The sequence below is a fragment of the Lacisediminihabitans sp. genome (assembly GCF_036569425.1).
Classification (GTDB): Bacteria; Actinomycetota; Actinomycetes; order Actinomycetales; family Microbacteriaceae; genus Lacisediminihabitans.
Map to the genome: position 1 here is coordinate 1 of NZ_DATCQQ010000052.1, position 25,824 is coordinate 25,824.

The 25,824-nt window shown below is 67.0% G+C and carries 29 protein-coding genes and 2 pseudogenes; 4 read left to right on the forward strand and 27 right to left on the reverse strand.

Annotated features, from left to right (window positions below):
* The 15 genes and pseudogenes from VIM54_RS08820 to VIM54_RS08890 all read right to left on the reverse strand — a co-directional run.
* Positions 1–80: pseudogene (locus VIM54_RS08820) on the reverse strand (integration host factor); the annotation flags it as partial.
* A gap of 115 nt (positions 81–195) precedes the next feature.
* Positions 196–501 carry a 30S ribosomal protein S14 gene (rpsN, locus tag VIM54_RS08825; protein WP_147784259.1) on the reverse strand — a complete coding sequence of 102 codons (306 nt, stop codon included), beginning with the start codon at positions 499–501 and terminating at the stop codon, positions 196–198.
* Between the two features lie 2 nt (positions 502–503).
* The gene (gene rpmG / locus VIM54_RS08830; protein WP_331900596.1) at positions 504–671 is read right to left on the reverse strand and encodes a 50S ribosomal protein L33; all 168 of its coding nucleotides are present in this window, start codon (positions 669–671) and stop codon (positions 504–506) included.
* A complete protein-coding gene (gene rpmB, locus VIM54_RS08835) occupies positions 671–907 on the reverse strand; it encodes a 50S ribosomal protein L28 (protein ID WP_147784260.1) in 237 nt (78 codons plus the stop codon). Before rpmB ends, rpmG begins: the two co-directional genes overlap by 1 nt.
* 176 nt (positions 908–1,083) lie before the next feature.
* Positions 1,084–1,488, reverse strand: a complete 405-nt coding sequence (locus VIM54_RS08840; protein ID WP_331900597.1) for a transcriptional repressor — start codon at positions 1,486–1,488, stop codon at positions 1,084–1,086.
* Positions 1,489–1,497: 9 nt separating this feature from the next.
* Positions 1,498–2,391 carry a metal ABC transporter permease gene (locus tag VIM54_RS08845; protein WP_331900598.1) on the reverse strand — a complete coding sequence of 298 codons (894 nt, stop codon included), beginning with the start codon at positions 2,389–2,391 and terminating at the stop codon, positions 1,498–1,500.
* A complete protein-coding gene (locus VIM54_RS08850) occupies positions 2,388–3,215 on the reverse strand; it encodes an ABC transporter ATP-binding protein (protein WP_331900599.1) in 828 nt (275 codons plus the stop codon). Before VIM54_RS08850 ends, VIM54_RS08845 begins: the two co-directional genes overlap by 4 nt.
* A 23-nt stretch (positions 3,216–3,238) precedes the next feature.
* Positions 3,239–4,132, reverse strand: coding sequence for a metal ABC transporter solute-binding protein, Zn/Mn family (locus VIM54_RS08855; RefSeq protein WP_331900600.1), 894 nt, complete (start codon positions 4,130–4,132; stop codon positions 3,239–3,241).
* Between the two features lie 281 nt (positions 4,133–4,413).
* Positions 4,414–5,307: a glycine betaine ABC transporter substrate-binding protein gene (locus tag VIM54_RS08860; protein WP_331900602.1), complete on the reverse strand. Its 894-nt coding sequence runs from the start codon at positions 5,305–5,307 to the stop codon at positions 4,414–4,416.
* A gap of 77 nt (positions 5,308–5,384) precedes the next feature.
* Entirely contained in the window at positions 5,385–6,365 is a 981-nt protein-coding gene (locus VIM54_RS08865) for an ABC transporter permease (RefSeq protein ID WP_331900604.1), read from the reverse strand.
* The gene (locus VIM54_RS08870; protein ID WP_331900606.1) at positions 6,362–7,675 is read right to left on the reverse strand and encodes a glycine betaine/L-proline ABC transporter ATP-binding protein; all 1,314 of its coding nucleotides are present in this window, start codon (positions 7,673–7,675) and stop codon (positions 6,362–6,364) included. Before VIM54_RS08870 ends, VIM54_RS08865 begins: the two co-directional genes overlap by 4 nt.
* Positions 7,676–8,092: 417 nt before the next feature.
* The gene (locus VIM54_RS08875; protein WP_331900608.1) at positions 8,093–9,427 is read right to left on the reverse strand and encodes a dihydrolipoamide acetyltransferase family protein; all 1,335 of its coding nucleotides are present in this window, start codon (positions 9,425–9,427) and stop codon (positions 8,093–8,095) included.
* 18 nt (positions 9,428–9,445) lie between these two features.
* On the reverse strand, positions 9,446–10,432 hold the full coding sequence (locus VIM54_RS08880) for an alpha-ketoacid dehydrogenase subunit beta (protein WP_331900610.1): 987 nt from the start codon (positions 10,430–10,432) through the stop codon (positions 9,446–9,448).
* Positions 10,429–11,526: a thiamine pyrophosphate-dependent dehydrogenase E1 component subunit alpha gene (locus VIM54_RS08885; RefSeq protein ID WP_331900612.1), complete on the reverse strand. Its 1,098-nt coding sequence runs from the start codon at positions 11,524–11,526 to the stop codon at positions 10,429–10,431. Before VIM54_RS08885 ends, VIM54_RS08880 begins: the two co-directional genes overlap by 4 nt.
* A gap of 88 nt (positions 11,527–11,614) precedes the next feature.
* Positions 11,615–12,721, reverse strand: a complete 1,107-nt coding sequence (locus tag VIM54_RS08890; RefSeq protein WP_331900614.1) for a histidinol-phosphate transaminase — start codon at positions 12,719–12,721, stop codon at positions 11,615–11,617.
* A 71-nt stretch (positions 12,722–12,792) separates the two neighbouring features.
* Between VIM54_RS08890 and VIM54_RS08895 the strand changes: the two genes are divergently transcribed.
* Complete coding sequence (locus VIM54_RS08895; protein WP_331900616.1) at positions 12,793–13,197, forward strand: phage holin family protein; 405 nt, start codon at positions 12,793–12,795, stop codon at positions 13,195–13,197.
* A gap of 13 nt (positions 13,198–13,210) precedes the next feature.
* Here VIM54_RS08895 and VIM54_RS08900 read toward each other — a convergent pair whose 3' ends face one another.
* Together VIM54_RS08900 and VIM54_RS08905 are read right to left on the reverse strand one after the other, a co-directional pair.
* The gene (locus tag VIM54_RS08900; protein WP_331900617.1) at positions 13,211–14,626 is read right to left on the reverse strand and encodes a hypothetical protein; all 1,416 of its coding nucleotides are present in this window, start codon (positions 14,624–14,626) and stop codon (positions 13,211–13,213) included.
* The gene (locus VIM54_RS08905) at positions 14,616–14,978 is read right to left on the reverse strand and encodes a hypothetical protein (RefSeq protein ID WP_331900619.1); all 363 of its coding nucleotides are present in this window, start codon (positions 14,976–14,978) and stop codon (positions 14,616–14,618) included. Before VIM54_RS08905 ends, VIM54_RS08900 begins: the two co-directional genes overlap by 11 nt.
* 192 nt (positions 14,979–15,170) lie before the next feature.
* On the opposite strand from VIM54_RS08905, the gene VIM54_RS08910 reads away from it, so the two are divergent.
* Both VIM54_RS08910 and purB read left to right on the forward strand, forming a co-directional pair.
* Positions 15,171–15,695, forward strand: coding sequence for a low molecular weight protein-tyrosine-phosphatase (locus VIM54_RS08910; protein ID WP_331900621.1), 525 nt, complete (start codon positions 15,171–15,173; stop codon positions 15,693–15,695).
* Positions 15,692–17,077 (forward strand): adenylosuccinate lyase, encoded by a 1,386-nt coding sequence (gene purB / locus VIM54_RS08915; protein WP_331900623.1) that lies wholly within the window; start codon positions 15,692–15,694, stop codon positions 17,075–17,077. Before VIM54_RS08910 ends, purB begins: the two co-directional genes overlap by 4 nt.
* A gap of 41 nt (positions 17,078–17,118) precedes the next feature.
* Here the strand turns inward: purB and VIM54_RS08920 are convergent, their stop codons facing one another.
* From VIM54_RS08920 to rpsF, 10 genes and pseudogenes are all read right to left on the reverse strand, one after another.
* The gene (locus VIM54_RS08920; RefSeq protein ID WP_331900625.1) at positions 17,119–18,234 is read right to left on the reverse strand and encodes a hypothetical protein; all 1,116 of its coding nucleotides are present in this window, start codon (positions 18,232–18,234) and stop codon (positions 17,119–17,121) included.
* A 16-nt stretch (positions 18,235–18,250) separates the two neighbouring features.
* Positions 18,251–18,721 carry a hypothetical protein gene (locus tag VIM54_RS08925; RefSeq protein ID WP_331900627.1) on the reverse strand — a complete coding sequence of 157 codons (471 nt, stop codon included), beginning with the start codon at positions 18,719–18,721 and terminating at the stop codon, positions 18,251–18,253.
* A gap of 125 nt (positions 18,722–18,846) precedes the next feature.
* Complete coding sequence (locus tag VIM54_RS08930; protein WP_331900629.1) at positions 18,847–19,932, reverse strand: IS630 family transposase; 1,086 nt, start codon at positions 19,930–19,932, stop codon at positions 18,847–18,849.
* A gap of 45 nt (positions 19,933–19,977) precedes the next feature.
* Positions 19,978–20,217 (reverse strand): hypothetical protein, encoded by a 240-nt coding sequence (locus tag VIM54_RS08935; RefSeq protein ID WP_331900631.1) that lies wholly within the window; start codon positions 20,215–20,217, stop codon positions 19,978–19,980.
* Positions 20,214–20,873, reverse strand: a complete 660-nt coding sequence (locus tag VIM54_RS08940; RefSeq protein WP_331900633.1) for a hypothetical protein — start codon at positions 20,871–20,873, stop codon at positions 20,214–20,216. Before VIM54_RS08940 ends, VIM54_RS08935 begins: the two co-directional genes overlap by 4 nt.
* A gap of 74 nt (positions 20,874–20,947) precedes the next feature.
* The gene (dnaB, locus tag VIM54_RS08945) at positions 20,948–22,306 is read right to left on the reverse strand and encodes a replicative DNA helicase (protein ID WP_331900635.1); all 1,359 of its coding nucleotides are present in this window, start codon (positions 22,304–22,306) and stop codon (positions 20,948–20,950) included.
* A gap of 475 nt (positions 22,307–22,781) precedes the next feature.
* Positions 22,782–23,234 carry a 50S ribosomal protein L9 gene (gene rplI / locus VIM54_RS08950; RefSeq protein ID WP_147784280.1) on the reverse strand — a complete coding sequence of 151 codons (453 nt, stop codon included), beginning with the start codon at positions 23,232–23,234 and terminating at the stop codon, positions 22,782–22,784.
* Between the two features lie 11 nt (positions 23,235–23,245).
* Positions 23,246–23,509 (reverse strand): 30S ribosomal protein S18, encoded by a 264-nt coding sequence (gene rpsR, locus VIM54_RS08955; RefSeq protein ID WP_147784281.1) that lies wholly within the window; start codon positions 23,507–23,509, stop codon positions 23,246–23,248.
* A gap of 54 nt (positions 23,510–23,563) precedes the next feature.
* Positions 23,564–24,100: a single-stranded DNA-binding protein gene (locus tag VIM54_RS08960; RefSeq protein ID WP_331900636.1), complete on the reverse strand. Its 537-nt coding sequence runs from the start codon at positions 24,098–24,100 to the stop codon at positions 23,564–23,566.
* A 140-nt stretch (positions 24,101–24,240) separates the two neighbouring features.
* A pseudogene (rpsF, locus tag VIM54_RS08965) lies at positions 24,241–24,603 on the reverse strand (30S ribosomal protein S6); the annotation flags it as partial.
* A 144-nt stretch (positions 24,604–24,747) separates the two neighbouring features.
* On the opposite strand from rpsF, the gene VIM54_RS08970 reads away from it, so the two are divergent.
* The gene (locus VIM54_RS08970) at positions 24,748–25,818 is read left to right on the forward strand and encodes an inositol-3-phosphate synthase (protein WP_331900638.1); all 1,071 of its coding nucleotides are present in this window, start codon (positions 24,748–24,750) and stop codon (positions 25,816–25,818) included.
* Positions 25,819–25,824: the final 6 nt, after the last annotated feature.

Consider the following 25,824-nt stretch of genomic DNA (forward strand, 5'->3'; position numbering starts at 1 on the left):
TTCACTGCAGCCTGGCTCTGGCCAGACTCAGCGGCAACTGCCGCGACGAGCTCGGTACGGTTTAGTGACTTGTCAGCCATTGAAGTCCTCCTCGGACGTTGTGCTTTGCAGAACAAACATTCCTGCTCAAGAGAACAGTTCTGTTGGTTGGATTAGTTAGCGATTGGCAGGGCTAACCCTGTAACCGCCTGTAATTTACCAGCTTGACTTGGTAATTCCGGGCAACTCGCCCCGGTGAGCCATATCGCGGAATCGAACACGTGACACACCGAACTGGCTGAGGAAACCACGCGGACGACCATCGATGGCGTCACGACCACGCACGCGCACTGGTGATGCGTTGCGTGGAAGCTTCTGCAGTCCGAGGCGAGCGGCTTCGCGCTCAGCATCGGTAGAGGTGGGGTCGACGAGCGCCTTCTTCAGCTCAAGTCGCTTGGTCGCGTAGCGCGCGACCACGATTTTGCGCTGCTCATTGGCAGCAATCTTGCTCTTCTTGGCCATGTTTAGCGCTCCTCGCGGAATTCGACGTGCTTGCGCACGATGGGGTCGTACTTCTTGAGCACCAGACGGTCTGGGTCGTTGCGACGGTTCTTCTTGGTCACGTAGGTGTAACCGGTGCCAGCCGTCGAGCGGAGCTTGATGATCGGACGAACGTCGTGCTGCTTAGCCATTAGATCTTCACCCCACGAGCCAGGATGTCCTTGACCACAGATTCGATACCGCGAGCATCGATGACCTTGATGCCCTTTGCGCTCAGCGTGAGCGTGACGTTACGGCGCAGGGAAGGAACGTAGTACGTCTTCTTCTGCACGTTCGGGTCGAAGCGTCGCTTGGTGCGACGGTGCGAGTGGGAAATGTTGTGTCCGAAGCCGGGAATGGCTCCGGTCACCTGGCAGGTTGCTGCCATGGTTGTCCTCCATCAGTACCGTAGAGACGAACTGTCTCTACCCAAGGTCTCTTGTCGGCACGCACAGCCCACCGGATTGTTCCAGTTGGTGAGTTTGCGTACAGGCTGCGGCGCAGATCACGCCCAGCAGCGTCCAATACTACGGATTCACCGCCGACAAAGCAATCCGGGGCCGGTCAGGGCCGCGGCGGATCGGCGGCAACCGAGCAGGCGGCGCAGAGTCCGAAGACGTCGACCACATGGTGCGGCTGGGTGAAGCCATGGTCGGCAGCCACCGACTTTGCCCACCGTTCAACGGCATCCGCCTCTATTTCGACGGTGAGTCCGCAGTTGCGGCAGATCAGGTGGTGGTGGTGCTGGCCGGGAGTGCAGGCCCGGTACAGGCTCTCGCCCTCGATCGACTGGAGCGAGTCGGCCTCGCCCTCCACCGCGAGATCGGCGAGCGCGCGATAGACGGTGGCCAGGCCGATCGGCGAGCCGGCCCCGCGCAGCGACGAGTGCAGGCTCTGGGCGCTCACGAAGCCCTCGTTGTCGCCGAGGGCCTGCCGAACCGCCTCACGCTGCCAGGTATTGCGCTTCATGAACCGATCCTAACTTTCGAGCGCCGCGGTGGGCAGTCGCCCGTTGTTGCCCCGGCGGTCGCGCAGGGCGCCGATCGCTCGGCAGACCACGTAGATGAGGAAAGAGATCGTCGTGACGTACGGGCTGATCGGCAGTCCGCCGCCGAGCGCGAGCAGGACTCCGCCGACCACCGAGGTCACCGCGAATGCCACGCTCAGCACTGGGGTGAGCAGGGGCGAGGCGGTCACCCGCATCGCGGCCGCCGCCGGCGTCACCAGCAGAGAGAGCACGAGCAGTGCACCGACGATCTGGATCGACACGGCCGTCGCGAGACCGAGCATCACCATGAAGGCGATCGAGATCGTCGTGACCGGCAGGCCCCTGGCGCGCGCCACATCCGCGTCGACGCTCGCGAAGCTCAGCGGGCGCCACATCACGAATAGTCCGATGATCACGACGACCGAGATCACCACGAGCATCAGAAGCTGCGGGTTGTCGACCGACACGATCTGCCCGGTGAGAAGCCCGAATTTGTTGGCGCTTCGCCCCTTATAGAGGGCGAGGAACAGGATGCCGAGGCCGAGGCCGAACGGCATCAGCACCGCGATGATCGAATTGCGTTCCCGCGCCCTCGCGCCGAGGATTCCGATCAGCAGGGCCGCGAGGAGGGAACCGGCGATCGAGCCGGCAACCACATTAACCCCGAGCAGGAGCGCGGCGGACGCCCCGGCGAAGCTCAGCTCGCTGATGCCGTGCACCGCGAACGCGAGGTCGCGGGTCATCACGAACGGCCCGATCAGGCCGCCGACCAGACCGAGGATCGCGCCGGCGATGATCGAGTTCTTCACGAGCGCGAGCAACTCTCCGTAGTTGTCGAAGCCGAAGATCTGGTGCCAGAGGTCCTGGTTGTCGGCGAGGATCACGGCTGCGCTCCCGTCACGTGGTGTTCGAGGTGGTCGTGCGCTCCATAGCCTTCCGGCGCGCCGATCACGATGATGCGACCACGGCTGCGGATCACCTCGACCGGGGTGCCGTACATGGAGGAGAGCACCTCGGAGCGCAGCACCTCATCCGGTGCGCCGATGCGGAAGCGGCCACCGGCCAGGTACAGCACCCGGTCGACCATGCCGAGAATCGGGTTGACGTCGTGGGTGACGAAGACGACGGCGGCGTTCGTCACGCGCCGCTGCTCGTCGATGAGCTCGCTGACCTGGCGTTGGTGATTCAGGTCGAGGGAGAGTAGTGGCTCGTCGCAGAGCAGCAGCCGCGGGCTGCCCGCGATCGCCTGGCCGACCCGGATGCGCTGCTGCTCGCCGCCGGACAGCGTGGCTACCGGCACGGCGGCGTACGCGGTAGCGCCGACCGACTCGAGCACCTCGTCGACGCGTCGGCGCACCGCCCGGGAGGAGATCGGCAGTCCCCAGCGGTGGCCGTTGATGCCGAAGGTCACGAGGTCCCGCGCCCGGAGCGGGGTGCCCTGCTCGAGCAGCTTCTGCTGCGGGATGTAGCCGATCTGGCGGCTGCCCCTCGTCACCGGCGCGCCGAGCAGGTCGATCGACCCCGAGGTGAGCTTCTGCTGCCCGAGGATCGCCTTGAGCAGGCTCGTCTTGCCGGTGCCGTTGGGTCCGAGCACCGCCAGGAACTCGCCGGGGCGCACGTCGAGATTGAGGTTGCGCCACAGTTCGCGGTCGCCGAACGAGAGAGTCGCCGCGCGCACGCTCAGCACGGGCTCTGGGGTGTCGGTCATGGGATCCCGGTTCGGTGAGTCGCTCACTGCAGGGCGGCCTTCAGGGTGGCGAGGTTGTCTGTCATCCAGCGCACGTAGCTCGTGCCGCTCGGAAGCGTCTCGGTGAAGGGAACCACTGCGACGCCTGCCCGTTTGGCGGCGGCGAGCACCTGTTGCGTCTCCGCGCTGCTGGTCTGCTCATTGTAGGCAAGCAGCTTCACGGCGTGGTCGGTGAACAAGGAGAGCGTCTGCTTGAGCACGACGGGAGAAACATCGGTGCCCTGCTCGATCGCCGCACTGAAGCTGGCCGGAGTCTTGTTTGTGAACCCGGATGCCTCGAGGAGGTAGAGCGGAACCGGCTCGGTGATCGCGACTCCGTCGCCCTGGAACGAGGACTTGAGGCTCGCTTCGCCGGCCTCGAGTACACCGAGCTGACCGGCGAGTGTCGTGCCGTTCGCCGCGAACGTCTCGGCTCCGGCCGGGTCGAGGGAGCTGAGGGTGGAGACGAGCTTCGCCACCACCTTCTTCACCGTGGGGAAGTCGTACCAGAGGTGCTCGTTGAACGTGCCGGCCTGGTCGTAGCCCGAGATCGTCGTGGCGTTCACGACCTTCGCGCCGGCGTTGTTCGCCCCCGTGAGCAGCGTGCCGACGAAGTCGTCGTAGCCGCCGCCGTTCTCGATCACCAGGTTTGCCTTGGAGATCGCGAGCTGCACCTGGGCGTCGGCCTCGAAGGAGTGCGGATCCTGCGCCGGGTTGCTGATGATCGAATCGACCCTCACGCGGTCGCCGCCGATCTGCTTCGCGATGTCCCCGTAGACGTTGGTGGAGGCGACGACCCGAACGGGGCCGCCCGTCGCCGTCGGGGACGGGGCCGAGCATCCGGAAAAGGCGAGGGCAATCGCGACGCCGACGGCGGTGAGGAGAAACTTCGCGCGCATGGTGGTGCTTTCTAACTAAGGCTAATGAGACTCGTTATCAATAATCCTAGGACAGTCGGCGGCCCCTGCAGCGCGTTTCTCCGGAGGTTTGGCCGCCACGAGCGAAATTAGGGGCGGATTGTGCCCGAAATCGGCCGCGCGGCGCGAAACCTCCGGAGAAACGCGTGTTGGCGGATGCGCGGGTTGGCGATGCGCGGGGACGGGAGACCCGCGGCGGGGGAGCAGGAAGGCCCGGCCGGTGCGGAATCCGCGGCCGGCCGGGCCTACTGTCGAACGGGAGGCTACTTCGTCAGTCCGTCGACGTAGTCCTGGTTCGCGGCGATCCACTTCTTCACGATCGGCGTGTAGTCCTTCACGTCGCCGGTGCCGTTGTACATCTTGTTCTCGAGCGAGAAGAGCCTCGTGGAGTCGAGCTTGAAGCCCTTCACCCACCCGCTGAGCTTGGGGAAGTCCTTCGAGAACGAGGTGCTGCCGAGGGAATGGATCGACTCGGCCGACCCGAGGGTGCCCTTCGGGTCCTTGAGGTCCTTGATCGGGAACGCGTCGTATGCCCACTGCGGGCGCCACAGGGTGACCGCGATGTTCTCGCCCTTGCTCGTTGCCGCCTTCAGCTCGGAGAGCATCGCCGGAGTGGACGAGGTGACGAACTTCATCTTGCCGAGACCGTAGCCCGGAATCACCTTGTCGGTGACGGCCTTGGTGAGGCCGGCGCCAGGCTCGATGCCGACGAGCTTGTTGTCGAACTTGCCCGCGTTCTTCGCCAGCTGGTCGAGCGAGTCGATCGGGGCATCCTTGTTCACCGCGACCGTCAGCTTGGCGTCCGAGTTCCAGGCCCCGAGGTCATCGATCTTGTCGCCGTACTGCGTGAGGTACGAGGCGTGCGTGGTGGGCAGCCAGCCGTCGAGGGCGAGGTCGTAGTCGCCAGTGCTCACCCCGGCGAAGACCGGGCCGGCGTCGGCGTACTTGAGCTTCACCGAGTAGCCCTTCTTCTCGAGGATCGACTTCCACAGGTACGAGGCTGCCTCGCCCTCCGGCCAGCCGTTGAACACGCCGATGGTGAGGTCGGCCTTGTCACCGTTCGACGGGCCGGGCGCGCCGGCGCTCGACGAGCACCCCGTGATGGCCACGAGGGCCGCTGCTGTGACGGCGACTGCCGCGAGGATGTTCTTCTTCATTGTGTTCCTTTCGTTCCGGTGCCGGGCACCGGGAGATTGGGTCAGGTCGTTCCGGTGCCGGGCACCGGGAGATTGGGTCAGGTCGTGGCGGGCTCGGTGGCCCGGTTCGCGGCTGCAGTTTCGGGAGCTGCAGTTTCGGGGGCTGCAGTCTCGGGATCTGGGGACTCGGGCTCGGCGTTACCGGCGTCCACGTCATCCGCCGGTCGCTTCGCGCGGAACGACCAACGGCGCTGGCCGGACGTCCCGAGGGACGCGGTGAGGCGGTCGAGCAGGATGGCGAGGATCACGACCGCGAGTCCCGCTTCGGCGCCGAGGCCGACATCGATGCGGCTGAGGGCCTGGATGATGTCGCCGCCGAGCCCTCCCGCCCCGACCATGCTGGAGATGACGACCATGGACAGCGACAGCATGATGACCTGGTTGACCCCGGCCATGATCGTCGGCTTGGCGAGCGGCAACTGGATCTGCCGAAGGATGCGCCCGGGCGACGAGCCGAACGCGTGGCCGGCCTCGATGACTTCCCGGTCGACACCGCGGATTCCGAGCTCGGTGAGCCGCACCCCCGGCGCGAGCGAGAACGCGATCGTGGCGACGATCCCCGGCACCACGCCGATCCGGAACAGGATGATGGCGGGAATGAGGTAGACGAAGGCGGGCATCGTCTGCAGGAAGTCGAGCACCGGCTCGATCACGGCGGAGGCCGCGTTCGAGCGGGCGGCCCAGATGCCGATCGGGATGCTGATGGCGATGGCGATCGTCGCCGCGACGAGGGTGAGCGCGAGGGTGTCCATCGCATTGCCCCACTGGTCGAGGCCGGCGATCAGCACCAGTCCGATCGCGGCGCCCGATCCGAAGATCCAGCCCCGCGCCCACACGGAGAGGGCGACGAAGAACAGGATGACCACCCAGAACGGCGGAGTGGCGAGCGCCCAGTCGACGGCCTCGTAGAAGCCGCCGAAGACCGCCCGGACGGCGTCGAAGAACCCGCCGCCGGTTGCCGTGATGAAGTCGACGATGGCCGTGGCCCAGTCTCCGACGGGAATGCGGAATCCATTCATTTGCTGCCTTCGTTCGCGGTCGCGAATTCGCCCTGCGGCTGCTGCGCCGTGGCGAGCAGAGTCTGGGTGATCACTTCGACGGAGATGGTGGGGGCCGGCTCGACCAGGTCGATCTCGCCGGTGGTGGTCGACACGTTGCCGAGGGCGCCGAGGAGCGTCACTCGCGGGATGACCCCGAGCAGTCGGTCGCGGGAGTCGACGACCGCCACGGGAAGTGCGCTCTCGACCGACGCCTCGAAGAGCTCGGAGAGCGCGGTCTCGCCCGTGACGGAACTCGTCGGGCGCTCGATCACCGACGAGAGGTCCTGGTCGGAGTTGTGCACGAGACGCATCACGTCTCCGTCGCGAACCACGCCGAGGTAGCGACGCCCCTCGCCGACGACGAACACCGCGGAGGTCTGCAGGTCCCGCATGACGCGGAGCGCCGCCCGGGGGCCGGCGGTCAGCGACACGAGGGCCCTAACCGGCTCCATCACGCTCGCGGCGGTCAGCACCCGCGCCCGGTCGACGTCCTTCACGAACTGGGCGACGTAGTCGGTGGCCGGGTCGGTGAGGATCTCCTCGGGGGTTCCCACCTGCACGATGCGACCGTCCCTCATCACGGCGATCCGGTCGCCGAGGAACATCGCCTCGTTGAGGTCGTGGGTGATGAAGATGATCGTCTTGTCGTACTCCGCCTGCAGCTCGATGAGCTGCTCCTGCATTTCGCGACGGATCAGCGGGTCGAGTGCCGAGAACGCCTCGTCCATGAGCAGGATGTCCGTGTCGGCAGCGAGGGCCCTGGCCAGTCCCACCCGCTGCTGCATTCCGCCGGAGAGCTCGCCGGGCAGCTTGTTCTCCCAGCCGTCGAGTCCGACGCGCCGCACCACGGCGAGCGCCCGTTCGCGTCGTTCGGCGGCCGGCACGCCCTGAATCTCGAGCGAGTAGGCCGCGTTGTCGAGCACCGTGCGGTGCGGCAGCAGGGCGAAGTGCTGGAAGACCATCGACACGCTCCGACGGCGCACCTCCCGCACCCTGGCGGGTGACGCGCCGGTGATAACCGTGCCGTCGATCGTCACGCTTCCGGATGTCGGTTCGACCAGCCCGTTGAGCATGCGGATGAGGGTGGACTTGCCTGAACCCGACAGTCCCATGACCACGAAGATCTCGCCCTTCTTCACCTCGAAGGACGCGTCGATGACGGCGGGGGTGCCTGTACGGCCCACGACGTCGCGGCTCTCGCCGTTTTCGAGGCGCCGCACGGCATCCCGAGGCCGGCGGCCGAAGAATTTGTAAAGGTTGAGCGCCGTGACGGCGAGGGAATCGGACACGTGTTCTCCACATGCGCCGCAGCGATCGAAACCGTCGCGGGTGGCATTCGTACTCTCGTCCGGGTCTGCGTCGCGGCGGGGAGGACTCACCCGTCAAGCATTGGGCGAATATGCGCCATGCGATCGGAGTCTTCCGCTGGTGCAGCCACGGGGCGGCACCGACGACACCAGACCATACGTTGACGCCCCGTGAGTCGGGGCACGAGCGCGGGCTGGGCTCTGTGGGTCTTGAAGACCACGGAAGAGCCTATCAACCCCCGGCGCCGCCCGACGGTTCGGGCGCCCGCATCCGAGGGCCGACCGGTCTCCGCTGCCGGCCCGAAACCCCCGAACCGGCAGGGATGCGGAGGGGTCCGCCGAGCCGTCCCGCAAACTTTGAGACGCGTCGTATTCGAGTGCCCTGCCCGGGCGTGTTGCTCAGTCGAGGAGCAGTGCCGGCTCCTCGATGATGCTCGCGACATCCGCCAGGAAGCGGCTCGCGACATCCCCGTCCACGATGCGGTGGTCGAAGCTCGCACCGAGCGTGGTGACGAAGCGCGGCCGCACCTCGCCGTCGACGACCCACGGCTTCTGCTTGATCGTGCCGAGGGCGACGATCCCGGCCTCGCCGGGGTTCAGGATGGGGGTTCCCGTGTCCATGCCGAAGACGCCGATGTTCGTCACGGTGATCGTGCCGCCCGCCTGGTCCGCCGGGGAGGTCTTACCGTCACGCGCCGTGATGGTGAGCTGCTCGATGGCCGACGCGAGTTCGCGGATCGACAGCTCCTGCGCGTCCTTGATGTTCGGCACGATGAGTCCGCGCGGGGTGGCCGCGGCGATGCCGAAATTCACGTAGTGCTTGACGATGATCTCGCTGTCGGTCCACTGCGCGTTCACGGTGGGATTGCGACGCACCGCCCAGATCATCGCCTTCGCCATGATGAGAAGAGGCGACACCTTCACCCCGGCGAAGTCGGCAGAGTTCTTCAGCCGCTTGACGAACTCCATGGTGCGCGTCGCGTCCACATCCACGAAGAGGCTGACATGGGGTGCGCTGAACGCGCTCGAGACCATCGCGGTCGCGATCGCCTTGCGCACACCCTTCACGGGGATGCGTTCCTCGCGGTCGCTCGACCACGCGGGAGTCTCGATGTTGCGGAACAGGCTCGCCTGGGAGGCCTGCCGGATCACGTCGTCACGGGTGATTTCGCCCGCGAGGCCGGTCGGGTTGACCTCGCCGAGGTTCACGCCGAGGTCCTTGGCGAGCTTGCGGATCGGCGGCTTGGCCACGATCGTGGAGGCGGAGGCCGCCGGCACGGATGACGGCCGCGTCGACGCCACCGGCGAGGTGGCGACCGGGGCGCCGGCACCGCGGTGGCGCCGGGACGACACCTGGCCCTTGATGCCATAGCCGACGAGAACGGCGCCCTGGCCCTCTTCGGAAGAGATACTGCCCGCCGTGTCCGACACCGCTCCGCGGGCCTCGAGGTCGGCCTGGCTCGGCTCCGCCGGGGATGGCGCGGCCGGGGCACCGTCGGACGACACGGAGATGATCGGCGTGCCCACGTCCACCGTCTGGCCCTCCGGCACGAGGATCGCGGTGACCACGCCGGCGAACGGCGACGGCAACTCGACGAGCGACTTTGCGGTCTCGATCTCCACGAGCACCTGGTTGACGACGACGGTGTCGCCCGCCTTCACCCGCCAGGCCACGATTTCGGCCTCGGTCAGACCCTCGCCGACATCCGGAAGATTGAATTCTGAGGTGCTCACGGTGACGCTCCTGAATCTCTAGTAGGCCAGGGCCCGGTCGACTGCCTCGAGCACGCGGTCGGCGTCCGGCAGGTATGGCGTTTCCAGCTTGGCCGGCGGGAACGGGGTGTCGAACGCGGTCACCCTGAGCACGGGCGCCTCGAGTGAATAGAAGGCCTTCTCGGTGACGGTCGCGGCGATCTCGGAGGAGATGCTCACGAATCCGGGCGCCTCGGATGCCACGACGAGACGGCCGGTCTTGTGCACGGAGGCGAGGATCGGCTCGTAGTCGATGGGGGAGAGCGATCGCAGGTCGATCACCTCGACGCTCGTGCCCTCGACCGCAGCGAGCTCAGCGGCCTGCATCAGCACGTTCACCATCGCCCCGTGCCCCACGAGCGTGACCTCGGTGCCCGTGCGCACGACCCGGCTCGAGTGCAGCGGCGACGCGCTGGCGGAGAATTCAACCGGCCCCTTGTGCCAGTAGCGGCTCTTCGGTTCGAAGAACATCACCGGATCGTTCGAGGCAATCGCCTCCTGGATCATCCAGTAGGCGTCATTCGGGGTGCTCGGGCTCACGAGCCTGAGGCCCGGCGTGTGCGCGAAGTACGCCTCCGGGCTCTCCTGGTGGTGCTCGACGGCCCCGATGTGCCCGCCGTATGGCACCCGGATCACCACCGGCATCGACACCTTGCCCTCGTGCCGGCTCGTCATCTTCGCCAGCTGCGTCGTGATCTGGTCGAAGGCGGGAAAGATGAAGCCGTCGAACTGGATCTCGCAGACCGGCCGGTAGCCGCGCATGGCAAGGCCGATGGCCGTGCCGACGATCCCGGACTCCGCAAGCGGGGTGTCGAACACCCGGTTCTTGCCGAAGTCGGCCTGCAACCCCTCGGTGACCCGGAAGACGCCGCCGAGCGGGCCGATGTCCTCGCCCATCAGCAGCACCCTGGAGTCGTCGCCGAGCGCCTTGCGCAGGCCCGCGTTGAGGGCCTTCACGAGTGGGAGTTCCTGGCTGGTGTCGCTCACGCATCGCCTCCGAACGAGGCCTCGTAGTCGGCGAGCCAGCTCTTCTGGGCATCCATCACGGGGTGCGGCTCCGAGTACACGTTGTCGAAGATCAGGTCGGTGCCCGGCACGCGCAGGTCGAGCGTGCGTCGGCGGAGGTCGGCGGCGAAGTCCTCGGCCTCGGTGGCGACCGCGGCGAAGAACGCCTCGCTCGCGCCGCGATTACGCAGGTACTTCTCGTAGCGGTCGATCGGATCCCGGGCGATCCAGGACGATACCTCGTCGTCGAGCCGGTACTTGCTCGGGTCGTCGCTCGTCGTGTGGGCGCCGATGCGATAGGTGAGGGCCTCGATCATCCGCGGACCGCCGCCCGCACGCGCCTCCTCGAGGTTCTTGCGGGTGACCGCGTAGCTCGCCAGCACGTCGTTGCCATCGATCTGGATGCCGGGGACGCCGAACCCCTCGGATCGGAGGTAGAGCGGCACGCGTGACTGCACGCTCACCGGAACCGAGATCGCCCACTGGTTGTTCTGCAGGAAGAAGACCTCGGGCGCCTGGAAGCTCGCCGCGAAGACGAGCGCCTCGCTCACGTCCCCCTGGCTCGTCGCGCCATCCCCGAAGTAGACCATGACGGCCTCGTCGGTCTCCGGATGCCCGGTGCCGGTCGTGCCGTCGAGCGTCATCCCCATGGCATAGCCGGTCGCGTGCAGGGTCTGCGACCCGAGCACGAGCGTGTAGAGGTGGAAGTTGCCGTTGGCGAGCGGGTCCCAGCCGCCGTTCGTCACCCCGCGCATCACCCGCACGATCTCGATGATGTCGAGTCCGCGGATCATCGCGATCGAATGCTCGCGGTAGGACGGAAAGAGGTGATCCTGCTCGCGGGCGGCGCGGGCCGACCCGACCTGGGCGGCCTCCTGGCCGTGGCTCGGCGGCCACAGCGCGAGCTGGCCCTGGCGCTGAAGGTTGGTGGCCTCGACGTCGAAGCGTCGGGTGATCACCATGTCCCGATGGAACTGCTGAAGCTGGTCGTCGGTCAGGGCGTCGATGAATGGAAGGTACTCGGCGGCGGCGTCACCCGTGGTGAGGTTTCCCTCGGTTGAGAGGAGCTGCACCATTCGTGCGGATTCTGCCACTGTGACCTCGCAGTCGTGTTTCGGCAAGCGCCTGGGGGGATTTTCGGCGCCGCACGGCGACACCGAGCTTCTAATCTAGCGCGGGCCCGCTGTGCGGACTTGGTAGGTTGCGAACAACCTCCGCGGACGCCCTTAGGAGTTTGTCCACAGACGCTGCCTCGCCGATCGTCACCCGGACGCCGTCCGGAAGCAGCGCGCGAACCACGATTCCGTGACTCTCGAAGACCCCGGCGGCGTATTCGGTGGAGTCTCCAGTGGCAAGCCAGACGAAGTTGCCGTGCGGTCTCGGCACGTCCCAGCCCTGGTCGACGAGTGCCTGCCAGACCCGGTCTCGCTGCACGGCCAGCCGAGCCACGCGCTCGAGCAGGAGATCCTCGTGCACGAGGGAGGCGAGCCCGGCTGCCTTGGCCTGTTCGGTGACCGAGAGCGGAATCGCGGTGCTGCGTGCGGCGTCGAGAATGTGTTCCGCCCCCACCGCGTAGCCGAGTCGCAGCCCCGCGAGGCCATACGCCTTCGAGAACGTGCGCAGGATCACGACGTTGGGGTACCGGTCGGCGAAGGACCGGCCATCAACCGAACTCTCGTCGGTCACGAACTCGACATATGCCTCGTCGAGAATGACCAGGATGTTGGCCGGAATCCCGTTCATGAACTCGCCGAATTCGTCCGCCGTGACGATCGACCCGGTCGGGTTGTTGGGCGAGCAGACGATCACGACTCGCGTGCGGTCGGTGACCGCGCGGAGCATCGCCGGCAGGTCGTGCCTGCCGTCCGACAGCACGGGGACCTGCACGCTCGAGGCGCCGGACACAGCGACGAGTCCCGGGTACGCCTCGAACGAACGCCAGGCGTAGACGACCTCGTCGCCCACGGTCGCCGCGGCCTGGATGAGCTGGGCGAGCAGCGCCACCGATCCGGCACCGAGGTGAACACGCTCCGCCGCGACGCCGAACCGCGCGGCAATCTGCTCCCGCACGGCAAGGCCAGACGCCTCCGGGTAGCGGTTCACGTCGCCCGCCGCCGCGATCGCCTCGAGCACGGCGGGAATCGGTTCGAACGGGTTCTCGTTCGACGAGAGCTTGAAGGCATCCGCCGGGGCCGGCTTGCCTTGCTTGTACGCGGCGAGCGCGACGATCTCGGGCCGCAGCTTCACCGCGGGCGTCTCCTGGCTATTCACCGTCCAAGCCTATGTCGCCGGGATGCGCGAGCCGATTGCACCTGCGCCCTTCGCACGGGCATAGTTGAGGGATGACGAGACTCATCGTGCGCCTCCTGATCAACGCCGTCGCCCTGTGGCTGACCACCCTCATCGTGTTCGGCGTGAAGGTGGTGCCGTTCGCCCCGGCCGACACCCTGGCCTGGGTGCTCACCTACCTGCTTGTGGCGATCATCTTCGGGATCGTGAACGGCGTGATCGGCAACTTCATCCGCATCGTCGCGTTCCCGATCTACATCCTCACCCTCGGCCTCATCGCGCTCGTCGTCAACTCGCTTCTCCTTCTTCTCGTCAGCTGGATCTCCTCGCTCATCGGCTTCGGCCTGCACGTCGACGGCTTCTGGTGGGGTGTCGTGGGCGCCCTCGTGCTCGCGCTGATCAGCTGGCTCATCGGAATCCTCCTTCGACCCCTCGTGGGAACCGACCGCCGCCGCTAGGCGTACAGCTGGGTCATGGCGTAACGCGGGTTGCGGTGTAAAGGGTCGACTCGACGGTCGACCCGATCTCCGCCGCATTGAGGGCGTCGAGGGTGCGCTCAACCCTGGTTTCGCCCGAGGCGTCCACGAGCGCGGCCGTCTGCCGGTAGGCGGAGAGCTGGTGGGCCGGAAATGCCACGCTCGTGTCGACCGGAGTGCCGGCGAAGAGTTCGCGCCTGGCGAGCACCGGATCGGCCGACGCCCAGGTGCCGCCGAGCGCCGGCACGATGTCGTCGGTGTGCTCGACGGCGAGCCAGGGCACACTCGCGGGCACGGGCACCTGGGCGGCCGGGGCCCCGAGGGTGAAGAGCCCGTCGGCGTTGTAGGCGCCGGATGCCGCGAGCTGCGCGGCCACCAGGCCGCCCTGCGAGTAGCCGGTGAAGACCACGGGCGAGTCGGCGGACACCCCGGCCGCCGCCATCGCCTCCTGTACCGCGCGGTACGAGCCGGCATCCTGCCCGGCGATGCCCGCGATGTTGCTCGTCATGTCCCACGGCTCCGTGCCGGCCACGGCCGAGAAGTCCCGGGTGCCGCCGATGTACACCTCGAACCGGTCGGTCTCGCCGGCCGACCGGTAGCGGTCGATGCGCACCTGCGCTTCGCCCTCCGGGATGCGCGAGGCCCGCTCCGCGAACGTCACCGCGGGGGACGCGGCGGCGGGTGCCGCCCGCTCGACGCTGACGCCGGTCTCGCGGAGGGCGCCGAAGCGGCCGGCCACTCCCACCGCGACCGAGGCCGACGTGCCGAGGCCGACCAGGCCGAGTCCCTCGTCCCCGACGAGGTGAGCGAGGTCGGGCGGAACCCTGAGCACCCCAGCCCCCACGTCGTCAGCACTCATCACCGACAGCCGCACGGCCTCCACGACGCCCGGGGTGGAGAGGGCCTGGCTGTTCCTCCTGAACCACACGGGCAACGCGGCTCCGAGAGCCCGCCGCGTGTCGGCCGATAGCAGGGCGAAGCCGGAAGCCGCACCGCCAGCGAGGCCCACTGCGGCCGGCAGGAGCACGAGTGCGATGGTGGGCAAGGCGAGGCCGAAGAGGTAACCGGCGCCGGCGGCGACCTGCTGCCCGAGCCTGCCGAGCGCGTCCTCTGCCTCGCCGTATCGCTCGGCCGAGAGTTCCAGTGCCGCGCTCAGTTGCTCGAGCTTCGACCGGGTCGCGCCGATCGTGGCGATCGCGCCCTGGATGTCCCGCTCGGCCGCCGCGGCGCTCAGCGGGGCGTCCGCCTCGCGCAGCATGCCGGCGGTCACCCCCCGGTCGATCGCGCCCAGATCGGCGAGGCACTCGTGCAGGCGCGCGCCGATCGTCGCCAGGTCCCGGGCCTGGGAGAAGAGTTCGGCGGTGGCGACGGCGGTGGACCCGCCGCCGCCGATGACGAGGTCACCCGACACGGCCGGCCAGGCTCGCGATGGCTCGCCGGGTGTGCGTCGCGGCGATGGTGAGCTGACGCTCGGCGACCTCGAGGTGTCTCGCCGCCGCATCCACGGCAGCCACGTAGCGCGAGTGCGCCTCGCCCCGCCAGAAACCGCTCTGCCGCGCGGCGGGGAGGCCCGTTCTCGCCGCGGCGATCACGCGCGCGACGCGTTCGAGCGCCACGAGCTGTTGCTCGAGCGCGTGCGCCAACCGGACTCCCGTGGCACCGGGCTGCGCGGTGCCGATGAACTGCGCAGTGCTACCGAACTGCGCAGTGCTACCGAACTGCGCAGTGCCGATGAACTGCGCGGCGACAACGGACTCAGACACCCCAACTCCTCCCGACGCCCCATCATCGCTGCGGGCAGCGCAGTCCGACCCCTGTGCATCCGCCCCCGGGGGCGGATGCCGCGCCGCGCGAGCCTGTGCGGGAGTGGATCGAGCCTGTCTGCGGCAGGGTTGCGCACCTCCGGCGGCCGGGAACGCGCTGGACGCGCGACCAAACTGCGGGAGAATGAAGCCATGAGCTTCGACCGCACCCTCGACGAGTCGGCGCTCTTCAGGATCTGTTTCGTCTGCACCGGCAACATCTGCCGTTCGCCCATGGCCGAGGTCGTGTTCCGCGACCTGATCCGCAAGGCAGGCTACGTCGGCGCCATCACGGTGATGTCAGCCGGCACCGGCGACTGGCACGTCGGCGAGCACTCAGACACCCGAACGATCGCCGCGCTCGAGGCCCACGGCTACGACGGATCCTTGCACCGCGCGAAGCAGTTCGACCCGGACTGGTTCGAGAACCTCGACCTCGTGGTCGTCTTCGACCGCAGCCAGGAACGCATCCTCCGGGCCTGGGCAACGAGCGAACAGGACCGCGGCAAGGTGCAGATGCTGCTCAGTTTCGACAGCGAACAGGCCGCCCAGGTGGATGTTCCCGATCCGTACTACTCCGATGCCGCGATGTTCGACAGCGTGCTCGGGATGATCGAACGATCAAGCTTGGCGCTCTTTCGCCAAATCGAACCAGGAATCCGACGGGGAACCCCATGAATCCACTGCCAGAACAACCGCTCAGCCCGCTCGACGGACGCTACAAGGCCGCCGTGTCCGGACTCGGTGAGCACCTCTCCGAGGCCGGGCTCAACCGCGCCCGCGTGCTCGTCGAGGTCGAGTGGCTGCTCTACCTCACGGACCACGAGCTGTTCGGGTCGCAGCGCCTCGAGGCCGAGCAGGCGCGGGCACTGCGCCAGGTCGTCGCCGACTTCGGGCAGGACGACATCGACGAGCTCGCCGCCCTCGAGGCGACCACTCGGCACGACGTAAAGGCCGTCGAGTACTACGTGCGCCGGCGACTCGTCGCGCTGGGGCTCAGCGACGTCGAGGAGCTCACCCATTTCGCGTGCACGAGCGAAGACGTGAACAACCTCTCCTATGCCCTCACCATCCACGCCGCGGTGCGGGATGTCTGGCTGCCGAGGATCCACCTTCTGATCAACGCCCTGTACGTTCGCGCCGACGAACACCGGTCGGTTCCGATGCTCGCCCACACGCACGGCCAGCCGGCCACCCCGACCACGGTCGGCAAGGAGTTCGCGGTGTTCGTCAACCGGCTGCGTCGCATCGTGGCCCAGGTGGAGGCCACCGAGTACCTCGGCAAGTTCAGCGGCGCCACCGGCACCTTCGCCGCGCACGTCGCCGCCGACCCGACCCAGGACTGGCCGGCCATCTCGCGGGAGTTCGTCACCTCCCTCGGGCTGAGCTGGAATCCGCTCACCACCCAGATCGAGCCGCACGACTGGCAGGCGGAGCTGTACCAGCGAATCAGCCACACCAACCGCGTGCTGCACAATCTCTGCACCGACATCTGGACCTACATCTCGATGGGCTATTTCACCCAGATACCGCAGGCCGGCACGACCGGCTCTTCGACGATGCCGCACAAGATCAACCCGATCCGGTTCGAGAACGCCGAGGCGAACCTCGAGCTGTCGAGCGCCCTGCTCGACTCCCTCGCCGCGACCCTCGTCACCTCCCGGCTGCAGCGGGACCTCACCGACTCGACCACCCAACGCAATATCGGCGTCGCGATCGGCCACTCCGTTCTCGCCCTCGACAACATCCTGCGCGGGCTCGGCGAGATCGCCGTCAACCACGAGCGGTTGGCCGAGGACCTCGACCGCAACTGGGAGATCCTCGGAGAGGCGATCCAGACGGTGATTCGCGCCGAGGTCACCGCGGGGCGCAGTTCGATCGCCGACCCGTACGCCATGCTCAAGGAACTCACCCGCGGGCGCCGCGTCGGCCCGCAGGAGTTGCGCGACTTCGTGAACGCCCTCGACATCGGCGACGAGGCCAAGGCGCGCCTCGCCGCCCTCACCCCGGCGGGCTACGCGGGTCTCGCGAGCGAGCTCGTCGACTACGCCGCGGAGTAGCCGGCGTCCGACCCTCGTGCGTGGCGCGGGAGCGCAGGAAACTAGGTGATTGTGACCCGGTGGCGCCGTCGACCCGACGGTCGGTCGTGCAGGTGACGGCTGCCCTCACCCGGCCCCACCCTTCGGCGCCAGCGTCTGGCGAAGCGGAAGAGAAGCACTGCCAGGAGCAGCAGCAGGAGGGCCATTGCCGCAATCGCAGGGTAAACCCACGCGGGCGGCGTTGTGGTGGTGACGACGGGTGGTGACGTCCCGGTGTCGGGAAAGGTGATGGTCGCCTGGGCGGAGCGCTCGAGCAGTCCGCTGCGTAGCGTGATCCGCGCTTCCCAGGGCCCGGCCGGAACTTCCCTGTCAAGGGTGATGGTCACGGGCTCCGTCTGCCCGATCCCGACGGTCGTGCCCAGCTCGGCTGCGAACGGTCCCGCGCGGAGCCCGCCAGGCCCCGCCTCGAGATTCAGTTCGCCGAACATGTCGAGGGCTCGGCCCCCGGTGTTGCGGACCGTCGCGATGACCGTCGGCCGGCCGTCGGACGTGCGCCCGGGCGTCAGTGAGTCGACGGCGAAGTCGGGAGCGGGCGCGCCGCCCTGGCCGACGGAGAGGTAGATCCGGATGCCGACGCGGCTGACTTCGGTGATGCCGCCGCCGTCAGCGGGAGCGGACCGCACTTCGGCCCAGACGACCCCATAGTGCTCGCCGGGCGCTGCGTCGGTCGGGGTGGCGATACGGACGGTTGCCCTCGCGCTTCCGCTGCCGGGGATGTCGAACGCGGTGACGTCGAGGGAAACCCAGGTCGACAGGTCGTTGGCTGTGCGGTCCGCCTGGCCAAGGAAGGCACCATCCGCGATGGTTGCGGCACCGGGATACAGGGCGACACGGACGCCGGAGGCCCCGGTGTTGGTGACCTCGATTCGGCGGTCGACGACAGAACCGGGAGCAAGATGATCGACGATGTAGACACGCGCCCGGGGATCGTCCACCGACGCGGGGACATCGATGAGCCGCACACCGATTCCAGGCTCTGGCGCCGGTGCAGTCGAATCGATCGTCCGGCTGGGCATGACCGCCGCCGCGACCGCCTCGGTGGCCATGGCCGGTCCGATGCCAATGCCGAGCGCGCATCCGATGATGAACGCTCGGGTCGCCGCGACTGGTGGGTGCATGTGCTGCCGCAGGCATCTACAGGAGCGAGTGTGTGATCGTCGCGGAGTAGACTCCGGCGGCCATGCCTCCCGGAACGGCCACGGTGATCGTCGGATTCCAGGTCGCGGAATTATCCCCGGTGATACCGGTCGCGGTGACCGCCGGAACGACACCGGTCAGGTTCGCGGGATCATTCGCGGTGTAGGTCGCCGTGCCGACCTTGTCGATCGTGCCTGCGCTGTATCCGACGGCGCTGGCCGCGATCGCGGGTCCGGCCGGCGGCGTAAACGCTGTGGAGATGACGCTCACGATCCAGCCGGATCCGGCGACGGCGCTGCGCGCGTCGTTGACCTTCACCACCCCGAGCGATCCCGTGATGGTTTCCCCGGCCACGGTATTCGCCCGGGTTCCGAGATTGCCGGCGTCGGCAGGCACGGTCATCGACAGGACGCCTCCCTGGATGGTGATCGTTGCACCCGTCGGGTCGGCCGATGCAGGCCCCGCCATGCCTATCGTGAGTAGTACAGCAACAATGGCGATAAAACTGAAGCGTGCTTGTATCCGCATGAGAACCCCCCGGCCGCGAGGCGCCGTTGGCTGAAGCGCAAGCGCGCTCCTGAGCTTTTATCCGGTTACCCGCTTTCGCAGCGTAACACCAATTCGCGGCATCTGTCGAGGATCTGTTCCGCGGTCTTGGTCCAGATGAACGGCTTCGGGTTTTCGTTCCATCCCTTGACCCAGTTGCGAATGTCGGACTCGAGGGCCTGGACGCTGCGGTGGTCCGAGCGTTGGAGGAGATCGGCGATGACGTAGGCGAAGAACCGTTCGACCTGGTTGATCCACGAGGAATACGTTGGGGCGAAGTGCATGTGGAATCGGGGGTGCGCTTCAAGCCACTTGACGATGCTGGGGGCTTTGTGGGTGCTGTAGTTATCGCAGACCAGGTGAACTTCCAATCCGTCGGGGACCTCGGTGTCGATCTTGGCCAGGAACTTCTTGAACTCGATCGCCCGGTGCCGGCGGTGAATGCTGGATATGACGGTGCCATCGGCGGTGTTGAACGCGGCGAACAGGCTCGTCGTGCCGTGGCGCAGATAGTCGTGCGTGCGCTTCTCGGGCATGCCGGGCATCATCGGAAACGCCGGCTGGGAGCGTGCCAACGCCTGCACCTGGGACTTCTCGTCCACGCAATAGACAACGGCCGCCTCGAGCTGGTTCAGATACAAACCGATCACGTCGTAGACCTTTTCCACGAACTGCGGATCGTTGGAGAGCGTGAGCCCGTCCTCCCGGTGCGGCTGCAGCTCAAACGCCTTCCAGATCCGCCCGATCGTTGACCTCGACAGTCCACTGCGGTCGGCCATCTTCGCCCTCGACCACTGGGTCGCATTCTTCGGCGTCGACTCCAGAGTTGCCACGACCACCTGCTCCACCTGATCGGCCGTGATCGTCGGCGGGCGCCCCGCACGCGGCTCGTCGTCCAGACCGTCCAGGCCGGACTGGACAAACCGGCCCCGCCATTTACCTACCGTCACTGCCGAGCAGCCCAGCTGCCCTGCGACCGCTTTGTTGTCGACCCCGTCAGCACACGCCAACACGATCCGAGACCGCAACGCTAACGCTTGGGAAGACTTCGCCCGACGCGACCAGCGCAACAACGTCTCCCGCTCCTCGTCACTCAACACCAACTCAGTCTTGGGACGTCCCGTTCGCGGCATACCCCATATTTTACAACATCTTTAAGGAACTTAAGGCGCAGGACACTAGTGTCCCTTGTCCTGCTCGCCGAGGTCGATCTTCTCTGCCTCGTCCGGCTTCACCGCGAGCGACAGCATGGCGATCGTCACGAGCGTCACGATGAAGGCGATGCCAAAGAAGACGAGAGAGAGCACCGGCTGGCGAGTGCTCAACAGCACGACCAGGCCGATGAACACGGAGATGATCGCGGACAGCACGATGAATTCGAGCGGCTTCAGGCGGTCCTGACGGCTGGGAGTTGTCACGCCGAGGTCTCTCTCTCCGCCGGTAACGGCTTGGCTTGTTCTGCTGCTGGGCCCGATTGCGTTCCCCACTTGGCGGAGAGCCCGGCGATCAGCAGGTACACGGCAAGTATCGCGGCGTACGCGCCGAGCAGGCCGACGACCACGACCGAGGAGTCGAGCACCCGGGCCACGCCATCCGGGCCCGTGAATCGCTGGCTGTACCCCGGTGGGATGAGCACGAAGACCACCGCGACGACGGCCGTGAAGGCTCCGGCCGTGACCCAGTCGCCGGATGCGACGAACCGACGCCGCGTGCGCAACCCGCTGTACAGCTCGAGGAATCCGGTGATCGCCGCGAAGACGGTGAGGATGAGGAAGAGGTACTGGACGCCCCCGCCGTTCACGAGGAGGGAGAGCAGCCCGGAGACGGCGGTGACGGCCCCCTGGGCGATGAAGAACGCACGCACCCCCGAGTCGGCGAGCCTCAGCAGTGCCGCCGCCGCGACGACGAGGCCGCCGACGATGCCGAAGATGCCGAACACGACGAGGCCGAACCGCGCGGAGTGGTCGGCGGAGAAGGTGATGACGAGGGCGAGGGCGGCCGCCGGAATCGCACGCGCGATCGGCACCGGCCAGTACGCGGCACGCTGGGCGGCGTTGGGCAGCTGGGGCGCCACGTGACCTCTTTCTCGGTGGGCAAGGAGAGGCTAGTTTACGCTCCCCGGCATCGACAACCGGTGGGAGCCGGCGGTTACGCGCCCGCCATGTCCTGGAAGCGTGAGAAGTGGCCCTGGAAGGCCACTGTGACGGTGCGGGTCGGCCCGTTGCGGTGCTTCGCCACGATGAGATCGGCCTCTCCGGCGCGTGGGTTGTCCTTCTCGTACGCGCTCTCTCGGTGCAGGAGGATCACCATGTCCGCATCCTGCTCGAGCGATCCGCTCTCTCGAAGGTCGGAGAGGGCCGGCATCTTGTCTGCCCGCTGCTCCGGGCCACGGTTGAGCTGGGAGAGCGCGATCACGGGCACCTGCAGCTCCTTCGCCAGCAGCTTGAGCGCACGGGAAAACTCGCTCACCTCCTGCTGGCGCGACTCAACCCGCTTGCCGGATGTCATGAGCTGCAGGTAGTCGATGATCACCATCTTGAGGCCGACCTTCTGCTTGAGCCGGCGGCACTTGGCCCGGATCTCGACGAGGGTCATGTTCGGACTGTCGTCGATGTAGAGCGGCGCGTCGTTGATGCGGCCGCGCGTGGAGGCGATCGTGGTCCAGTCGCGCGTGTCCACTGTGCCCTTACGCATGTTCTGCAGGGGAACCGAGGCCTCGGCGGAGAGCAGGCGCATCGCGATCTCCGAGCGGCCCATTTCCAGCGAGAAGATGATCGACGGCATGTCGTGCTTGATGGATGCCGCCCGGGCGAAGTCGAGCGCGAGGGTCGACTTTCCGAGCGCCGGGCGCGCCGCGACAATGATCAGCTGGCCCGGGTGCAGCCCGTTGGTGAGCTCGTCGAGCTCGGCAAACCCGGTGGGCACGCCGGTCATCGAGCCGTCGCGGCCCTTGGCGGCCTCGATCTCGTCGATCGCGGTCGTGACGGCGATGGTGAGCGGAATGAAGTCCTCGGCTTCGACCCCGCCAGTGACCCCGTAGATCTCGGCCTGGGCATTGTTGACGAGGTCGACGACTTCGCCCTCGCTCGCGTAACCCATCTGCACGATGCGCGTTCCGGCCTCGACGAGGCGTCGAAGCACGGCCTTCTCCGCAACGATGGTGGCGTAGAAGCCGGCGTTGGCGGCGGTTGGCACGAGGCCAGTGAGCGTGTGCAGGTATTCGGCGCCGCCCGCACGGGTGAGTTCGCCGGTCTTGGTCAGCTCGTCGGTGACGGCGATCGCGTCGGTCGGCTCGCCGTGCGAGTACAGCGACAGGATCGCGTCGAAGATGATCTCGTGCTTCGGGATGTAGAAATCGACGGCGCGCACCGATTCGATCACGTCGGCCGTGGCATCCTTGCTCAGCATCATGCCGCCGATGGCGCTCTGCTCGGCGAGCAGATCGTGCGGTGGAGTGCGCCCTGACTGCCGCTGGTCGGCCGCGAGGCCCAAATGGGCGATCGACATCTCACACCTTTCGAAAACACTGACCGGGCGCCAAGAGGCGCCCGGAAACCGGGACTACCAGGACTTCGTGTGTCGGTCCAGTTCTACCGGTCGCTACCGACAATTCCTGCCCAGCCTGTGGTTCCTTGTGGCCTCCCCGATGGCCCTGCTACACCATAGGAACCCCATGGCACCGGTGGCAAACTGCCCCTGTGCATAACCCTGTGCGCAAGTGGCGCGAAACGCCGACGACGATGTGAGCAAACTGTGGAAAGTCCTGTGAGTAAGTCGCCACTTTTGCTGGCTATACACACTCTGACCTGCATTTTTAGTGGATTGATGCTGTGTGTAGAAACATGTTTACAGTTGCGGTTGAGGGTTGGTGCGTTCTTCTTCATCCTGTGTACAAACGAAACCGCAGCGACTCGAAAAAGGCCCCCAAAAAGGGGGTAGCAGCAGGCTCTCGCCTGCCGCTACCCCCTGAGGGAAAGAGGTGCTACTTTGCTGCCACGACCTGGAGGGTGATGGTGGCCACGAGGTCGTCACGGAGGCGAACAGTCGCCTCGTGCTGGCCCGTCAGCTTGATCGCCGACGAGATCTCGATCTTGCGCTTGTCGACGCTGCCGAGTCCCGCGGCGGCAACGGCCTCCGCGATGTCGGTCGTCTTCACCGAGCCGAAGAGGCGTCCGCCCTCGCCGGCCTTGACGGTCAGCTTGACGGTCGTCGCCTCGAGCTTGGCCTTGAGGTCGAGGGCTTCCTCGATCGTGGCGTGCTCGCGGGCTACGCGCGCTGCCTTGATCGATTCGACCTGCTTCTCTCCACCGCGCGTCCACGCGACGGCGAAGCCCTGGGGGATGAGGTAGTTACGGCCGTAGCCGTTCTTGACATCGATGACGTCGCCGGGTGCACCGAGGCCGGTGACCTCGTGCGTGAGAATCAACTTTGACATTGTCTGGCTCCTTAACGGCCTGAGCCGGCGTAGGGAAGCAGTGCCATCTCGCGCGCGTTCTTGACGGCACGGGCGATGAGGCGCTGCTCCTGTACGGAGACACCGGTGATGCGGCGAGCACGGATCTTTCCACGCTCGGAGATGAACTTGCGGAGGGTGGCGACATCCTTGTAGTCGATGACGCCGACGCGAATGGACTTCGCCGGGGCGGCGTTCTTGCCGCCCTTGATCGTGCGGAGGGGCTTACGGCGATCGCCGCTGCTCTTTCCAGCCATGGTTTCCTGCTTTCTGAAAAAGGTGTGATCCAGTCCCTTCTCGGGACCGAAGGTTTAGAAGGGGGTTTCGTCGCTGTAGCTACCCGGCGTGTTCCAGACGTCGCCGGCGGCAGGCTCGCTCGGGGCGGATGCCGCCCACGGCTCGTCTGCAACCTGGCCGCGTCCGCCGCCGGAGTTACCGCCACCGGAGTTGCCGCCACCGCCGCCGGAGCCGCCCTCGCGAGAGGACGACGTGCGGGTGACTTGCGCGGTTGCGTAGCGCAGGCTCGGGCCGATCTCGTCGACCTCGAGCTCGATGCTGGTGCGCTTCTCGCCCTCTTTGGTCTCGTACGAGCGCTGCTTGAGCCGACCGGTCGCCACGACGCGGGAACCCTTGGTGAGGGAACCTGCAACGTGCTCGGCGAACTCGCGCCACACGCTTGCGCGCAGGAACAGCGCGTCGCCGTCTTTCCAGTCATTGCTCGCCCGGTCGAAACTGCGGGGAGTGGATGCGATGGTGAAGTTGGCAACCGCCAGCCCGTTCTGCGTGTAACGCAGTTCGGGGTCGCTGGTGAGGTTACCCACCACGGTGATTACGGTTTCGCCGGCCATGGCTACTCGGCGCTCGTCGCGGCAGGCGCGGCGGGGGCGGCAGGCGCAGCAGGCGCGACCGGGGCGGCAGGCGCAGCGTTCGTGGCAGGAGTCGCGGAAGCGACCTCAGCCGACTTCGCGGCGGTTCCTGCTGCAGCGCCGGCCTTCGCGGGGGCGGCGGCCTTGCGGGCGGCCTTCTCTGCGGAGAGCTTGGCGGCCTCGGCAACCTGGGCGATCGCTTCCTCGGCGCGGAGCACCTTGGTGCGCATGACCGCTTCGCTGAGCTTCAGCTGGCGGTCGAGTTCGACGGTCGCATCCGGGTTGGCGGTCAACGCGACGACCGCGTAGATGCCCTCGGACTTCTTGTTGATTTCGTAAGCAAGGCGACGACGGCCCCAGACATCAACCTTGTCGATGGTTCCACCATCGTTACGGATGACGTTGAGGAACTTATCGAGGCTCGGGGCCACGGTGCGCTCATCGATCTCTGGATCGAGAATTACCATTAGTTCGTACTGATGCATAACTAACCCACCTCCTTTGGACTAGAACGGCCACAGACGATCTGTGACAGGAGGGTTTTGGCATCGTTGGCCGTGCCGAAAGGCAATGGACAACCTGCCTAGTGTAGTCAGTTCCCCCTGCAAGAAACAAGGAGCACTACACGCATGCCACTCAAGGTCGCCATCGCAGGAGTCGGTAATTGCGCGAACGCGCTCGTGCAGGGGGTCACCTTCTACGCCGACGCGGATGAAACGCAGGTGGTCCCGGGTCTCATGCACACCCGCTTCGGCCGCTATGGCATCGGCGACATCTCGTTCGTCGCGGCGTTCGACGTGGACGCCGCCAAGGTGGGAGTGGATCTCTGCGAGGCGATCTGGGCGAGCGAGAACAACACGCTGCGTTTCGCCGATGTCGCGCCGGCCGGCGTGATCGTGCAGCGCGGCCCGACCCTCGACGGGCTCGGCGAGTATTACCGGGACGTGATCGATGAATCCGGGGCCCCCGCCGTCGACGTCGCGCAGGCCCTGCGCGACTCCGGTGCCGATGTGCTCGTCTGCTATCTCCCGGTCGGCTCGGAGGAGGGCGCGAAGCACTATGCCCAGGCGGCCCTGGATGCGGGCGTCGCGTTCGTGAACGCCCTCCCGGTGTTCATCGCGAGCGATCCGGTCTGGGCCGCGAAGTTCGAGGCGGCGGGCATCCCGATCGTCGGGGACGACATCAAGAGCCAGCTCGGCGCCACGATCACCCACCGCGTGCTCGCCCGGCTGTTCGAGGAGCGCGGTCTCGTGCTCGACCGCACGTACCAGCTGAACGTGGGCGGCAACATGGACTTCAAGAACATGCTCGAGCGCAAGCGTCTCGAGTCGAAGAAGATCTCGAAGACGCAGGCGGTGACGAGCAACATCGACGTGACGCTCCCCGAGCGCGACGTGCACATCGGGCCGAGCGACCACATCCCGTGGCTGGACGACCGCAAACTCGCCTTCGTGCGCCTGGAGGGTCATGGTTTCGGCAACGCGCCGACGACCCTCGAGTACAAGCTCGAGGTGTGGGACTCGCCCAACTCCGCCGGGGTCGTGATCGACGCGATCCGTGCGGCAAAGATCGCCCTGGATGCCGGACTCGGCGGCCCGCTCGAGGCGGCATCCGCGTACTTCATGAAGAGCCCGGCGCGGCAGCACCCGGACCCGGTCGCTCGCGAACTGCTCGAACAGTTCATCCGCGAGCACGGCTGAGCGAGG